Annotated in this window: 16 protein-coding genes; 14 read left to right on the top strand and 2 right to left on the bottom strand. The window is 39.6% G+C overall.

The annotated features are described in order from the left end of the window. Nucleotides 1-29 precede the first annotated feature (29 nt). From IGL31_RS12810 to IGL31_RS12745, 14 genes are all read left to right on the top strand, one after another. Nucleotides 30-497: a Dps family protein gene (locus IGL31_RS12810; protein ID WP_002297290.1), complete on the top strand. Its 468-nt coding sequence runs from the start codon at nt 30-32 to the stop codon at nt 495-497. Between the two features lie 533 nt (nt 498-1030). Beyond that, nucleotides 1031-1459: a 50S ribosomal protein L13 gene (gene rplM, locus IGL31_RS12805; RefSeq protein ID WP_002323724.1), complete on the top strand. Its 429-nt coding sequence runs from the start codon at nt 1031-1033 to the stop codon at nt 1457-1459. Between the two features lie 15 nt (nt 1460-1474). After that, the gene (gene rpsI / locus IGL31_RS12800) at nt 1475-1867 is read left to right on the top strand and encodes a 30S ribosomal protein S9 (RefSeq protein ID WP_002287505.1); all 393 of its coding nucleotides are present in this window, start codon (nt 1475-1477) and stop codon (nt 1865-1867) included. Nucleotides 1868-2326: 459 nt separating this feature from the next. After that, nucleotides 2327-2611, top strand: a complete 285-nt coding sequence (locus tag IGL31_RS12795) for a hypothetical protein (RefSeq protein ID WP_086299969.1) — start codon at nt 2327-2329, stop codon at nt 2609-2611. A 2-nt stretch (nt 2612-2613) separates the two neighbouring features. Continuing rightward, entirely contained in the window at nt 2614-3531 is a 918-nt protein-coding gene (locus tag IGL31_RS12790) for an ATP-binding cassette domain-containing protein (RefSeq protein ID WP_002315832.1), read from the top strand. Further along, a complete protein-coding gene (locus tag IGL31_RS12785; RefSeq protein WP_086299970.1) occupies nt 3524-4306 on the top strand; it encodes an ABC transporter permease subunit in 783 nt (260 codons plus the stop codon). Before IGL31_RS12790 ends, IGL31_RS12785 begins: the two co-directional genes overlap by 8 nt. Then, nucleotides 4307-4987 carry a response regulator transcription factor gene (locus IGL31_RS12780; RefSeq protein WP_002303698.1) on the top strand — a complete coding sequence of 227 codons (681 nt, stop codon included), beginning with the start codon at nt 4307-4309 and terminating at the stop codon, nt 4985-4987. It abuts the gene before it with no gap. Beyond that, nucleotides 4980-5876: a sensor histidine kinase gene (locus IGL31_RS12775; RefSeq protein WP_002328795.1), complete on the top strand. Its 897-nt coding sequence runs from the start codon at nt 4980-4982 to the stop codon at nt 5874-5876. Before IGL31_RS12780 ends, IGL31_RS12775 begins: the two co-directional genes overlap by 8 nt. Before the next feature lie 194 nt (nt 5877-6070). Beyond that, nucleotides 6071-7720 (top strand): MutS-related protein, encoded by a 1650-nt coding sequence (locus IGL31_RS12770; protein ID WP_086299971.1) that lies wholly within the window; start codon nt 6071-6073, stop codon nt 7718-7720. Then, on the top strand, nt 7713-7868 hold the full coding sequence (locus IGL31_RS12765; protein WP_179189374.1) for a hypothetical protein: 156 nt from the start codon (nt 7713-7715) through the stop codon (nt 7866-7868). The genes IGL31_RS12770 and IGL31_RS12765 overlap by 8 nt, the downstream gene beginning before the upstream one ends. A gap of 446 nt (nt 7869-8314) precedes the next feature. Further along, nucleotides 8315-9250, top strand: coding sequence for an ABC transporter ATP-binding protein (locus tag IGL31_RS12760; RefSeq protein WP_002287494.1), 936 nt, complete (start codon nt 8315-8317; stop codon nt 9248-9250). After that, nucleotides 9243-10013: an ABC transporter permease gene (locus IGL31_RS12755; RefSeq protein WP_002287492.1), complete on the top strand. Its 771-nt coding sequence runs from the start codon at nt 9243-9245 to the stop codon at nt 10011-10013. The genes IGL31_RS12760 and IGL31_RS12755 overlap by 8 nt, the downstream gene beginning before the upstream one ends. Nucleotides 10014-10425: 412 nt before the next feature. After that, nucleotides 10426-11409, top strand: a complete 984-nt coding sequence (locus IGL31_RS12750; RefSeq protein ID WP_010829493.1) for a tRNA dihydrouridine synthase — start codon at nt 10426-10428, stop codon at nt 11407-11409. A 570-nt stretch (nt 11410-11979) separates the two neighbouring features. Continuing rightward, on the top strand, nt 11980-13017 hold the full coding sequence (locus IGL31_RS12745; protein ID WP_010727393.1) for a zinc-binding alcohol dehydrogenase family protein: 1038 nt from the start codon (nt 11980-11982) through the stop codon (nt 13015-13017). A gap of 86 nt (nt 13018-13103) precedes the next feature. Here the strand turns inward: IGL31_RS12745 and IGL31_RS12740 are convergent, their stop codons facing one another. Both IGL31_RS12740 and IGL31_RS12735 read right to left on the bottom strand, forming a co-directional pair. Further along, nucleotides 13104-13427 (bottom strand): AzlD domain-containing protein, encoded by a 324-nt coding sequence (locus IGL31_RS12740; RefSeq protein ID WP_002287484.1) that lies wholly within the window; start codon nt 13425-13427, stop codon nt 13104-13106. Next, nucleotides 13414-14121: an AzlC family ABC transporter permease gene (locus IGL31_RS12735; RefSeq protein WP_002287482.1), complete on the bottom strand. Its 708-nt coding sequence runs from the start codon at nt 14119-14121 to the stop codon at nt 13414-13416. The genes IGL31_RS12740 and IGL31_RS12735 overlap by 14 nt, the downstream gene beginning before the upstream one ends. Nucleotides 14122-14234 lie beyond the last annotated feature (113 nt).

The following is a 14234-nucleotide window of genomic DNA, read 5'->3' as shown; positions in this document are numbered from 1 at the left end:
GTGTAAGAAAATGTTAGGAGGCAAGAAAGATGAAATTCCAACAAACCAAAGAAGTATTAAATCAATTAGTTGCAGATCTAAGCCAAATGTCTGTTGTTGTTCACCAAACACATTGGTACATGAGAGGACCAGGTTTCCTTACATTGCACCCAATGATGGATGAGTTCATGGATGATTTGAACGCTCAGTTAGATGAAGTATCCGAACGCTTGATCACATTAGACGGTTCACCTTATTCTACATTGCGTGAATTTGCAGATAACACAAAAATCCCTGATGAAATTGGCCGCTGGGATCGTACTATTCCAGAACGTTTGGAAACACTTGTTGCAGGCTATCGTTATCTAGCAGATCTTTACCAAAAAGGAATCGAAGTTTCTGGAGAAGAAGGCGACGATCCAACACAAGATATCTTTATCGAATTCAAAACAGCCACAGAAAAACGTATCTGGATGATCCAAGCTCATTTGGGCAAAGCGCCAGAGATCGACGCGTAAGAACTGTTGTTGAACTTGACCGAAAAAGAGGTTGTGAAATCAGCGTTTTGACCTGAGTATTAGAGAAACAAACGTCAAAATAGTTCCTCATATTTTGCCGTTTTTTGAGCTAATACCGAGGGTCAGCTGATTGAACACCGTTTACCAAGAGGTCGTAAGCCTGCCGTTCAGCTCCGAGTCACAAGAAACAATTTCAAAAAACAGCTTCTTATGTTTTATGGATATTGTGACTTGTGACCGAGGAGTTGGCAGGAGAACACCGTTTATTCAAAATAAGGGGTTGTGACAAGACTTTTGTCACAGCCTCTTTTTGTTTTTCATTTTGACAGGAAACGACCCTTTTATATAAAAGAAAGAAAAGAAGTAAAGTTTCATATAAATTTTTCAATCAAGCAGAAAAACGTTGACATTGACTAGATTAGCGGGTAATATGTTAAATGGTATTGTTTGCCCCACAAAGAGCCCCGGAAACTCGAAGTGTATGTCAAACATCAGAACTTAAATTGGAGGAAAATAACGTGCGTACAACATATATGGCCAAACCAGGCGAAGTAGAACGTAAATGGTATGTAGTAGACGCAACTGATGTTCCATTGGGACGTCTTTCAACAGTTGTTGCATCTGTACTACGTGGTAAAAATAAACCAACTTTCACACCTCATTTGGATACTGGCGATTTCGTCATCGTCATCAATGCAGACAAAGTGAAATTAACAGGTAAAAAAGCGACTGACAAAATTTATTACCGTCACAGCAACTACCCAGGAGGATTGAAATCAATCACTGCTGGCGAATTGCGTGCTAAAAATTCTCGTCGTTTGATCGAAACTTCTGTAAAAGGTATGCTTCCTAAAAACACTTTAGGCCGCAAACAATTTACAAAATTGAACGTATACGGTGGAGCAGAACATCCACATGCAGCACAACAACCAGAAGTTTTAGACATCACAAACTTAATCTAATAGGAGGGAATTTCATTGGCACAAGTTCAATATATCGGCACAGGCCGTCGTAAAAACGCAGTTGCTCGCGTACGTCTAGTACCAGGAACTGGCAAAATTACTGTAAATAAAAAAGATGTTGAAGAATACATTCCACATGCTGACTTGCGTGAAGTAATCAATCAACCTTTCGCTGTTACTGAAACAAAAGGCGCATATGACGTATTTGTTAACGTAAACGGCGGAGGATACGCTGGACAATCAGGAGCTATCCGTCATGGTATCGCTCGTGCATTGCTAGAAGTTGATCCTGACTTCCGTTTAGCGCTTAAACGTGCTGGCTTGCTTACACGTGACGCACGTATGGTCGAACGTAAAAAACCAGGTCTTAAGAAAGCTCGTAAAGCTTCACAGTTCTCAAAACGTTAATTGCGATTATCGTTCGAGTTCACGAGTTACGAGAATCGTACTGGGCGAAGCAATGCTGAGCGCAGTTACCTTAATCCTAACTTTTCTGGCACTTTCCACAATTTGGAAAGTGCCTTTTTTGTGTTTTTAGCTATGTTAATAGGTAGGATTCTTGGTCTATAATATCATTCGATCTATAAACAAACGGGAAAAAGATAAAGTATCATCAAACAATATTATTTATCCGCTTCTGAGGTTGTGACAGAAGTGGTCAGCTTCAAGAAATAAGAAGGAATTTACAAAAATTGCTTCTCATGTTTGATAAATATTGTGACTTGTGACCGAGGAGTTGGCAGGAGAACACCGTTTATTCGGAAGAAGGGATTGTGAAAAGTCTTTTGTCATAACCTCTTATTTGGTAGCTAATTGTAAATCCCAAACGGCATGTATTATTTTTCATAAGTCCGTTTTTAAGGATTAATGTTTTCTTTTGCTTTTTATATGGTCTGGCTTCAGCGAGAAGTTCCAACGCATATACAAGGACGTCTGATGTCAACGATAACAACGATTACCATGGTGGCCAGTCCACTTGGGTTAGCACTGTTTGGTGCGCTCTTTGTTTGGCAGACAACTCAACCACGTCTGCGAGACAGTCTGATTTTTCTTGAAATTCAATTGGAAAATTTACACTTTCTTTATACATTTCTGGCTGCTTTCTTTATACCCGTCAACTATACTTCACTTATCAATAAGAAAGAAGGATAAGTATGGATTTTGGAAATGAAACGGTCTTGAAAGCAACTGGTATAACCAAAAAATACGGTGCTGCCAAAGCATTAGATAAAGTATCGATCGAAATCAAACGTGGGATGATCTATGGTTTGATTGGGGAGAATGGAGCGGGTAAGTCTACCTTTATGAGAACTATTATGGGTTTGATCTCGATTGATGAAGGTTCGATCGAATTATTTGGAACGACGGATTTGCAGGCAGCAAGACGACGTATGGGTCAATCGATTGAAACCCCTGCTCTTTATCCAGAATTAACTGCAAGAGATAACCTACGTATCCAAGCAGCGAACGGTGGTGTATCGGATAGAGAAATCGAAGACCTGCTGAAAATGATGCGATTGGAAAATACAGGGAAAAAGAAAGCAAAGAATTTCTCTTTAGGTATGCGCCAGCGTTTAGCTATTGCAAATGCACTGATCACGAATCCAGAATTTTTGATTTTGGATGAACCGACGAATGGGATGGATCCAGCAGGGATGGCAGAAATGCGAGAAATCATCCAACGTTTGGTAAAAGAACGGGGAATCACCGTCTTGCTTTCTAGCCACTTGCTAGATGAATTGTCACAGATCGCCACCCACTATGGTATTTTGCATGAAGGACACTTGATCAAAGAATTATCGAAAGAAGAATTGGCACAAGAATCTCGTCAATTTATAAAAATTGACACTTCGGCGACGGAACAAGCAGTAACGGTTCTCGACTCTCTTGGTTATAGGGATTATTTTGTCCAATCTAGCCGTGTTATCCAGCTTTTTGAAGGAATTGACCAAGTAGCAGCCATCAATCAAGCATTGGTAGAGGCAAAAGTTCCTGTGGATGGCATCCACCTAGTTGGGCAAAAACTGGAAGATTATTTCTTACAATTAACTGGAGGCAAGACACATGTTTAATCTATTAACTGCTGAAAAAATAAAAGTATGGAAGAGCCGTAAAATGTGGATCTCACTAGGACTGATGGTCGTACTTCCGCTTTTTTATTCTTGGAACGAATGGTATATGCATACAAAATACGGCAATGAATTAAACCAAGCAACGGATACAGTCATCAACGGTGCAACAGGGATTTTAATGGTGGAAAAAATGGCTGCATGGATTCTTCTGGCTTTCGCAGCATTTGCGTGCTTTTATATTGGGGAAGAATTTCAAAACGGTACGATTCGCAATACGTTATCTTTAGGACGGAATCGAATGACTTATTATGTGTCGAAACTTCTCGTTACGCTTTTGATCACAACACTTGGCGTGGTTTTGATTACGGGGCTAGCCATGATTGCTTACACACTTGCTTTCGGATTTGGTGAAGTTGAGGGAATCAAAAACTATGGAAATTATGTTCTAAAAGTATTTCCTGTATTGCTTCTGCTGATATTAGCGACATTATCTGTTCCAGTGGCTTTGACATTCATCACTAGAAGTACCAGTGTCAGTTTGCTTCTTTCTTTTCTTTATATCATGGGAACGGCCTTCGTTCCCGGTGTTTTCGCAAAAATCAAAGGCTTGGAATTTCTAACGGAGTGGTTTACGGAAACGTGGCTCATGTATACGGACTTTGCGCAACAAGCAACTTATTCGCAAGCACCGAAAATGATTCTGGTCAGTCTAGTAACAATCGTGGTATCATCAGCTCTAGGAATGTTTATTTTCCAAAAATCTGACATTAAGTAGGTGGTCCTGCTGGAAACTATTTTGATTATCGAAGACGATGAAGCTGTTCATTCTTTACTGGAGGAGGTTCTTGAACAGAGATACAAACTTCTTGATGCTTATTCAGGTACGGAAGGAAAATTATTGTTAAGCACATATCCTGTCGATTTGATCCTTCTAGATCTCATGCTTCCAGGGCTTTCAGGTGAAGCATTGTTAGCAGAAATCCGACAGACATCGAATGTTCCGATCATCGTTCTTTCAGCAAAAAGCGATCAAAGAGATAAAGTTTCCTTGTTGGCAGCAGGAGCGGATGACTATGTGACGAAACCATTTGATATCGAAGAACTTTTGTTACGAATCGGCATCCAACTTCGTCATCAGACTTCTGTCCAAGTAAAAGATCTGTCGCAACGCATCTATTACAAGGAAATCTTACTGGACAAAGAGTCGAGGGATGTAAATGTGAATGGTGTGGCTGTCCATTTGACAGGAAGAGAATTCGATCTGCTGAAGCTTTTTTTAGAACATCCGAAAAAAGTATTTTCGCGAGCAAATCTTTATGAAACAGTTTGGCAAGAACCATATTTTGATAGTGAGAAAACAGTGAATATGCATATTTCCAATCTTCGAGGGAAACTAGCAAAGGCACATGCTGTGTATATTCATACGGTGTGGGGAGTGGGGTTTAGATTTGATTAAGTGGCTGTTGCTTCTCGTTGTTATCTTTATGGGAAGTTTTATTTTCTTCCTGCAAAGGGAAATCAAGCGATTAACTAAGAAAATCGCCACTCTTTCTGAACGACAAGAATATGGTGGTCGTCTTTCAGTCGAATTTCGAGAAAAGAATCTAATGGACCTAGTAGATGCACTGAATAGATGGGTGGATGAAAATGAACAAAAAGGACAAGTATTTCAAGAAATGGAAGAAAACATCAGACTATCGATCGTCGGCCTTTCTCATGATCTCAGAACTCCTTTGACTGCTATTAACGGTTATGTACAATTACTGGAACAGGTAGAGGATACGGAGAAACGGGAGAAGTATTTAACGATCATCAAACAATCTGTTGCAAGATTACTCAGTATGACGGATCAGTTTTATGATCTTGCTCGAATAGAGACGAAGCAAAAAGAAATGGATCTCCATACGCTTTCTTTTTCTAAAGAGGTGGAAGAAGTATTTTTCTCTTTTTATGAACAATTTTCTGAGAAAAATATCGAGGTAGCGTTCGCTGAACACTCGATAAATACAACTGTATTAGCAGATCCGCTCATGTTGCTGCGAGTGCTGCAAAATATCATACAGAATTTATTGCGTTATGCAGATGGACAAGCAAAGGTGACATTTTCAAAAGAGGATCCATTCATTCGATTAACAGTGGCCAATCCTATCAAACCAGGAGCGCAAACCTCTGTTGAAAAAGTCTTCCAGCGTTTTTATACCGAAAATACCAGCCGCACAAATACGGAATCTAGCGGAATCGGGCTTTACCTGTCAAAAAAATTGGTGGAAGGAATGGGAGGAGAGATGACCGCTAGATTAGACGGGGGCATCTTCTCCATCTCCGTCAAGTTACGGAGGGTTTAATTGGCTCTAATTTACCTGAAGTGAATGACAAAAAATTGTATCTCGTTTTAAAGACATCTTCTTTTTTGGAAGGTGTTTTTATTTTGGTGTGATTGATACGAATTAGGTAACGAAGATAGTTATTTTTGTACCCCCTTTTCAAATAGCGCAACAGTGCTATACTAAAACTAACAAATCAAGGAACGGAGAGGGATATGGGCCAAAGAGAATTTATCGTTTTAATTATTATTGCAGTTGTTATTTTATTAGTTGTTTTAGACATTTTTTCACGTTTGAAAGTAAAGGAAACAGTTCGTAGTAATTGGGGAAAAATTCCTTATCAACCGAGATTTGATAAAGAAGAAAGTTTGAAGGATGCGTGGCTCACGGAGAAAAAATTCCGTTCATGGGATAGTGAAATCGACGATCTTACTTGGTATGACTTGGATATGTTCGAAGTATTTGAAGGGATCAACAGTACCTATTCTAGTGTAGGTTCAGAAGCGTTGTATCAGCGTTTACGTAGCTTTGATTTTGGAGAAGATTATCAGTTAGAAAAACTAATTGCTTTTTATCAGGAAAATCCTCAACTGAGAGAAAGAATCCAATATCAATTCGCTCGTTTAGGAAAAAAAGATCATAATTTTGCAAAACAATATCTAGCGGATGGAAAAAGTAAAAAGATTGGACGCGTAGGTTTATTTATTTTTCTTGGCTTGCTTCCGCTGGTGGGTGTAGGTTTGCTTCTTTTAGGGCAAGTACTAGGAATCTATCTAGCAATCGGTGGGTTAGTATTCAATACGGTCTATTATCTAGTGAAGAAACAAACACTAGAAACAGAGCTGAATAGCATGAGTTATTTGGTTTCAACGATTTCAGCCGCCAATCAGTTAGCAAAAATGACGACACCACTTCAAGAAGAGCTGAAACAGCAGACTAAACCATTAAGAGACATCCCTAAATTAGGTTTTTCATTTCGCATGAAGAGCGGGAGTGAAGCAGAGTTGATTTTTGAATATGTCAACATCATGTTCATGCTGCCATTTATCTCCTATCATTTCGTTCTCACTAAATTAGAAAAGCATTCAACTGAAGCCATTAAGCTGTGGGAATTGCTGGGAGAATTAGAAGTAGCCGCTGCAATATTGAATTACCGTACTTATATGCCGATCACTTGCCGACCAGAGTTTACTGAGGGCGGTGTGACAGCGAAAGATATCTATCATCCATTGTTAAAAGAAGCGGTAGTGAATCCAGTCAACTGGCAGAAGAATACATTAGTCACGGGTTCCAATGCATCAGGAAAATCTACGTATGTCAAAAGTATAGCCATCAGCTGTATTCTAGCACAGACGATCCAAACAGCGATTGCAGAACAGTTTACCCTGCAACCTGGACATGTGTTGACTTCCATGGCAATCGAAGATGATTTATTTGAAGGCGACAGTTATTTTGTTTCAGAAATCAAATCGATCAAACGTTTGCTGGACCAAGTGGCTTCCAAAGAACGCTGCTACTGCTTCGTAGATGAGATTTTAAAAGGAACAAATACGATCGAACGGATTGCTTCTTCCGCTTCAGTCGTTCGGTGGCTTGCGGAGTATCCATCTTTAGCATTTGTCGCCACACATGATATCGAATTGACAGAGATTTTAAAGAATTATTGTGAGAATGTCCACTTTGAAGAACAAGTAACAGAAGGAAAAGGAATCAGTTTTGATTTCAAATTAAAAGAAGGACCTTCAAGGACCCGAAATGCGATTGCCTTGCTGAAAGTTTTGAATTATCCTGAATCCATAGTTGAACAGGCCCAAAAAGAAAGTTTGTTGTTCGATGAACAGCGGCAGTGGTATCCGTTTGATTAACTTTATCAAACGAAGCATGATGCGTGGGTCCAAAAAGACGATTATCAAAAGAAGTACATTGATGCCAAAAAAAGTGGCAGAATTCAATGGGAACGAGTCTGCTGTCCAGATGATCTTGGAAGATTTAGCAAAAGACGATACAAAATAAACCACGCTGTCTTCCTTCTAGCAGCTTTTATCGAAAAAACTTAGCATCAGCGACGAGACGCACGTTCCATGGCAAAGTTCTCCGTAAAACAAACAGCGAAAACAGAAATTGAAAATAACTATTTCCATTTTATTTATTTCGGTTAAAATAAAAGAAAAAAGCTTTCGATAAAAGGACGGAGGAAAGCTTAACATGAATAAAAAAGACAAGAACCTCAGTTATAAGGATCTTCTATATGTCATCGTAGTAGTTGCTGTCGGTACTTTTATGATTTTAAAAGTTCCAGAGTTGTTTAGATAGTTATTCTATCGAAGATGATCATGAACTAGAAAACACATCTCCTCTTTGTGAGCAGGTGTGTTTTTGTGTGGAAGCCAAGTTGTTTTTTCATCTGCTGTATTCCATGATACAATTAAGAATCATGTCTATAAGGAGATAGGAAATAAATGGCAAATGCGCTTGAAATAAATAATTTGAAAAAGATCTATGGAAGTGGGGTCGAAGCATTGCGGGGAATCGATCTTTCGGTGAAAGAAGGAGATTTCTATGCGCTATTAGGGCCAAATGGAGCTGGGAAGTCTACAACGATCGGGATCATTACTTCTTTAGTCAATAAAACATCTGGAAAAGTGAATGTCTTCGGTTATGATCTGGACAAGGATCTAGTTCGAGCAAAGCAACAGATTGGATTGGTTCCACAAGAGTTCAATTTTAACCCTTTTGAAACGGTCCAGCAAATCGTCGTGAATCAAGCCGGTTACTACGGTGTCTCTCGCAAAGAAGCGATGAAACGCAGTGAAAAATATTTGAAGCAGTCCAATCTTTGGGAAAAGAGAAATGTCCGTGCACGTATGCTTTCCGGGGGAATGAAGCGAAGACTGATGATTGCTAGAGCACTGATGCATGAACCACGTTTGCTGATCTTAGATGAACCAACAGCAGGAGTTGACATCGAGTTGAGACGCGAGATGTGGGAGTTTCTACGAGAATTGAACGAAAATGGTACAACGATCATTTTGACGACGCATTATCTAGAAGAAGCTGAAATGCTTTGTCGCAACATCGGAATCATCCAATCGGGTGAACTGATCGAGAATACAAGTATGAAAGAGCTTCTGTCAAAACTGCAATTTGAAACATTTATCTTTGATTTAGCGCCATATGATACCAAACCTGTGATTGAAGGATATGCTTGTACATTTGAAGATGAGCAGACAATCGCTGTCGAAGTTGAACGAAATCAAGGGGTGAACGGAATCTTCGATCAGCTTACAAGACAAGGAATCAAAGTTCTTTCTATGAGGAATAAGTCGAATCGTTTAGAAGAACTGTTCTTGAAAATCACAGAAGAAAATAATCATACGGAGGAGAAAAATGTTTAATCTTTATTTTACTGCATTAAAAAGTTTAGCTATCAAGGAAACGAACCGCTATTTGCGTATATGGGTCCAAACACTGGTTCCGCCAGTGATCACGACATCCTTGTATTTTGTTATTTTCGGAAAAATGATCGGTGGGCGGATCGGTGACATGGGTGGTTTTTCATATATGGAATTCATCGTTCCTGGTTTGATTATGATGTCTGCTATCACTAGTTCGTATGCCAATGTTTCTTCGTCCTTCTTCTCTCAAAAATTTCAGAAAAATATCGAAGAAATCTTGGTAGCACCTGTTCCTACGCATGTGATTATTTGGGGCTTTGTGATTGGTGGTGTGGGTCGCAGTATTCTCGTCGGCTCTCTCGTAACGATCATTTCCTTGTTCTTTGTACCACTTCATGTGTATTCATGGTTCATGGTCATCATTACATTATTGATGACGGCAATCTTGTTTTCGTTAGCAGGACTGCTCAACGGGATTTTTGCTCAGTCTTATGATGATGTATCGATCGTGCCTACATTTGTCTTGCAGCCGTTAACTTATCTAGGTGGCGTTTTCTATGCCATCTCTATGTTACCGCCCTTTTGGCAAGCTGTTTCGAAAGTCAATCCGATCGTTTATATGATCTCCGGTTTCCGTTACGGATTCCTTGGAACGATCGATGTGCCAGTAGCAACATCGATGATCGTACTTGTGTTATTCATCGTTGTTTTGTACGCCGTTACTTGGTATTTGATCAATAAAGGAAGAGGATTGAGAAGTTAGAAAAGAGGTTGTGAAATCAGCGTTTTGACCTGAGTATTAGAGAAACAAACGGAAAAATAGTTCCTCATATTTTGTTGTTTTTTGAGCGAATATCGAGGGTCAGCTGATTGAACACCGTTTAGTGGAGAGGTTGTGAAAAAGCTGTTCTGCATCAAGTAATAAGAACAGCCAAACAAAAATAGCTTCTCATGTTTGATGAATATTTTGACTTGTGACCGAGGAGTTGGCAGGAGAACACCATTTATTCCGGAAAAGGGACTGTGAAGATTTTTGTCACAGTCCTCTTTTTGTTCAATCAGACAAACCTTCTGAGCTGTTCACTTTGCTTCTTTTTTTGTTTCCTAGTATAATGACAATGTTTTTGAGAAAGATTGCGACTTCACTGCTTGATAGAATGGAGAGTAACAAATAAATGACTACTAATTTTTGGAAAGAGCTGCCAAAGCCTTTTTTTGTTTTAGCACCAATGGAAGATGTAACAGATGTTGTATTTCGCCATGTCGTAAAGCATGCAGCAGCACCGGATGTCTTCTTTACTGAGTTTACAAACTCAGACAGTTTCTGTCATCCAGATGGAAAAGACAGTGTACGAGGAAGATTAACATTTACAGAAGATGAACAGCCGATGGTTGCCCATATTTGGGGAGACAAGCCAGAATTTTTTAGAGAAATGAGCAGTGCTATGGCAGAAATGGGCTTCCAAGGAATCGATATCAACATGGGCTGCCCAGTCCCTAATGTAGCAGAACGTGGAAAAGGCAGTGGCTTGATCCTTCGTCCAGAAGTAGCGGCACAATTGATTGAAGCAGCTAAAGCTGGCGGTTTGCCTGTCAGCGTCAAGACGCGTATCGGCTATACGGAAATGTCTGAGATGGAAGAATGGATCAGTCACCTACTTCATCAAGATATAGCCAATCTTTCTGTCCATTTGCGTACGCGTAAAGAGATGAGTAAAGTAGATGCACATTGGGAAGTCATCCCTAAAATCATTGCTTTACGTGACCAAATCGCTCCACAAACACTAATCACGATCAATGGAGATATCCCCGATCGCCAGACAGGAGAAGAATTGGCCGAGAAATATGGCGTTGATGGCATCATGATTGGCCGAGGGATTTTCAAGAATCCTTATGCATTTGAAAAAGATCCGAGGGAACATACAGAAAAAGAACTGATCGGACTACTTCGTCTGCAACTAGATCTGCAAGATCATTATTCAGAAATCATCCCGCGTTCCATCACAGGACTACATCGTTTCTTTAAAATCTATATCAAAGGATTTCCAGGAGCAAATGACTTGCGAGTTCAGTTGATGAATACGAAATCTACTGATGAAGTACGAGAGATCTTAGAGACCTTTGAAAAAGAACATCCAACGCTTTTCAGTGAACAATGATTTCTTGCTTGAACACCGTGAATTAGAGGTCGTGAAAAAGCTGTCCTGCATCAAGTAATAAGAACAGCCAAACAAAAATAACTCCTAATGTTTTTGAATTGGTTGGACTTATTACCGCAGATGCAAGCTTTTGAACACCGTTTAAGGAAGAGGTTGTGAAATCAGCGTTTTGACTTGAGTATTAGAGAAACAAACGGGAAAATAGCTCTTCATATTTTGTCGTTTTTTGAGCTAATACCGAGGGTCAGTTGATTGAACACCGTTTATATCAGAGGTTGTGAGCTTGCCGTTTAACTCTGAGTCACAAGGAGCAATTTCAAAAAACAGCTTCTCATGTTTGATGAATATTTTGACTTGTGACCGAAGAGTTGGTAGGAGAACACCGTTTATAAGAGGTTGTGACAAAAGTCTTGTCGCAACCTCTTTTTTAACCAAAAAAGTGCAAATAGTTTACTTTAAGTAAGAGAATAATTATGATGAATAAAAAAGGTGGAACAAATAGCATACTATATATATTGAAATGAAAACTGTATGGATGCTCCAACTTGATGAAGCTAAGGAGGAATTCGTATGTCAGAAAAGGAATTAATGAAGGTAGTCGGTTTTTATGAAGGGTTGCCGATCGATGATCCAAAAAGCTTTATTGATGAAAAAGAACAGATACCTGTACCCAGTTCACGGGATCTTCTGGTAAAAGTCAACGCAGTATCTGTTAATCCTGTCGATACGAAACTTCGCCAAGATAACGGGATAAGAAATGCTTTACGTATCTTAGGTTTTGATGGAGTCGGGAAAGTTGTTGCTGTAGGTGACGAAGTGCAAAAATTTTCTGTCGGCGATCGCGTTTTTTACGCAGGTACAACAACAAGAGCAGGAAGCAATCAAGAATACCAACTAGTTGACGAACGTATTGTCGCTCTTGCACCAAAAAATCTTTCAGATGAAGAAGCTGCAGCCTTGCCGTTGACCTCATTGACCGCTTATGAATTGTTATTTGAAAAATTTGGTCTAACTCCAGAAGAAAATGCCAATCGCGGGAAAAAAATCTTAGTGATCAACGGAGCCGGGGGCGTCGGTTCGATTTTGAATCAACTAGCGCATTGGGCTGGCCTAGAAGTCTACGCGACTGCAAGTCCGAAGAATTTTGAATGGCTGAAAAAAACAGGTGTAGACTATCCAATCGATTATCATCAAGACTTAAGTAAAAGTTTTCGTGAATTAGGAATCGATCAAGTAGAGTATGTCGCTGTATTATTCGATATTACCCGCTACTTTGATCAAATCAAGCACCTTGTCCGACCCTTTGGACATGTGGGAACGATCGTAGGGATCAAAGAGCCGTTAGATATAGGTGTTTGGAAAAACCAATCTATCAGCTTCGACTGGGAGTATATGTTCGCTAAAACAGACTATAACTATGAAATCGAAACGCAAGGAGAAGCTTTAGCGCACATTGCTGCTTTAGCAAACGAAGGGATTATCCGCAGTACATTGAGCAAGGTCTATTCAGATGGGATCAATGCGAAGAACTTGAAACAAGCAACCAAAGACGTAGAAACAGGACATATGTTAGGAAAAGTCGTTGTTAGTGGTCCGTTCAACGGATAAGCAGGAATACGCCGATTTTCTTCTTACTTATAAATAAAAAACAAGAGCGCAGGACAGTAATTTGCCATAAGCTCTTGTTTTTTTATTTATAATAAGCGAATCAATGAAAGGGAAAGAATTCCTGCCAAGACGATCACCAATAAGCTTTTTGAAAGAATAGCAGCTAAAAGTGTAGGAACTGAAGCCAAAGCATTTTCGAGATTGATCTGCGGCAGATGTCCGATGTTTTGGGTAAATAGACTGCTGAACCATAAAGCAGACATAATGACGATTGGGACAAAACTTAAATACTCAAGCAACGGTTGCGGTAAATCGAATTTTTTCAGTAAGACAAACGGTAGGACCCTAGAAAGCCAAGTCGCTAGAGTACAACCTAAAATAGTCAGCAATGTAAACTCAAAAGAAGGCATGTTTGATCCACACCCCCAATCCGCATCCGATCAGTGTCACAACTACGATCACTAAGTTGCTTGGGATAAAAATCAGTCCGACATATACCAGAATCAAAGTGAGACCAATCAGGATCAACTGTAATCGTTTAGAGGTGTTTCTATCAGAAATGACTTGAAGATAAAGTAAACCGATAAACATAGCGACGATGGCGAAATCCAAACCAAACTTTTTCGGATCAGTAATAAAATTACCTAAAAGTGCGCCAACAAGAGAAGAACCCACCCACGTCAAATAAGAAATCCAATTAGCTGTATTCATCCAACGAAAGTTTAACTTTTGTCCAGTATAGTTCAATTTATTCATTCCCAGTGCGAAACTTTCATCTGTCAGCAATGTGCCAATCAGCAGATTTTGAAGCAGCCGATTTTTCTTGAAATAAGGGGCGATCGTCATACTCATCAAAATCATTCGGGAATTGACTAGAAAGGTCGAGAAAACGATGGAAAGCAATGGGCTGTGACTAGCAAGCATGCTGACTGTGATAAATTGGGCAGAACCAGCATAGACCAGCAGGGACATCAACGTGACGACTAGTGGATGAAATCCGGCAGCTTTTCCAACGATACCAAATGCAAGTCCAATACCGATATAACCGAAAACGGTAGGTAACGTGTCTTTGATCGCAGTTTTTATATCTAACTTTTCATCCAATAACAAAACTCCTTTAGCACGACATAAATTTTCATAATTGTCGTCAAACTTGTGAATATTCTAAATTTTTAATGAAGACTTGTCAACTTCAATTTTAAACAAATAAAAAAGAC

It is taken from the genome of Enterococcus sp. MSG3290 (genome assembly GCF_050555565.1).
Classification (GTDB): domain Bacteria; phylum Bacillota; class Bacilli; order Lactobacillales; family Enterococcaceae; genus Enterococcus_B; species Enterococcus_B faecium.
Note: the sequence above shows the minus strand (reverse complement) of the source record. Positions and strands in the feature narration are given on the sequence as shown.

What these genes read in the sequence shown, in the direction of transcription:
- IGL31_RS12795 (WP_086299969.1), top strand. Translation starts at nt 2,327, where the DNA reads ATGTTTTCTTTTGCTTTTTATATGGTCTGGCTTCAGCGAGAAGTTCCA.
- IGL31_RS12755 (WP_002287492.1), top strand. Translation starts at nt 9,243, where the DNA reads ATGTTTAATCTTTATTTTACTGCATTAAAAAGTTTAGCTATCAAGGAA.
- rplM (WP_002323724.1), top strand. Translation starts at nt 1,031, where the DNA reads ATGGCCAAACCAGGCGAAGTAGAACGTAAATGGTATGTAGTAGACGCA.
- IGL31_RS12745 (WP_010727393.1), top strand. Translation starts at nt 11,980, where the DNA reads ATGTCAGAAAAGGAATTAATGAAGGTAGTCGGTTTTTATGAAGGGTTG.
- IGL31_RS12770 (WP_086299971.1), top strand. Translation starts at nt 6,071, where the DNA reads ATGGGCCAAAGAGAATTTATCGTTTTAATTATTATTGCAGTTGTTATT.
- IGL31_RS12740 (WP_002287484.1), bottom strand. Translation starts at nt 13,427, where the DNA reads ATGCCTTCTTTTGAGTTTACATTGCTGACTATTTTAGGTTGTACTCTA.
- IGL31_RS12790 (WP_002315832.1), top strand. Translation starts at nt 2,614, where the DNA reads ATGGATTTTGGAAATGAAACGGTCTTGAAAGCAACTGGTATAACCAAA.
- IGL31_RS12810 (WP_002297290.1), top strand. Translation starts at nt 30, where the DNA reads ATGAAATTCCAACAAACCAAAGAAGTATTAAATCAATTAGTTGCAGAT.
- IGL31_RS12750 (WP_010829493.1), top strand. Translation starts at nt 10,426, where the DNA reads ATGACTACTAATTTTTGGAAAGAGCTGCCAAAGCCTTTTTTTGTTTTA.
- IGL31_RS12760 (WP_002287494.1), top strand. Translation starts at nt 8,315, where the DNA reads ATGGCAAATGCGCTTGAAATAAATAATTTGAAAAAGATCTATGGAAGT.
- IGL31_RS12785 (WP_086299970.1), top strand. Translation starts at nt 3,524, where the DNA reads ATGTTTAATCTATTAACTGCTGAAAAAATAAAAGTATGGAAGAGCCGT.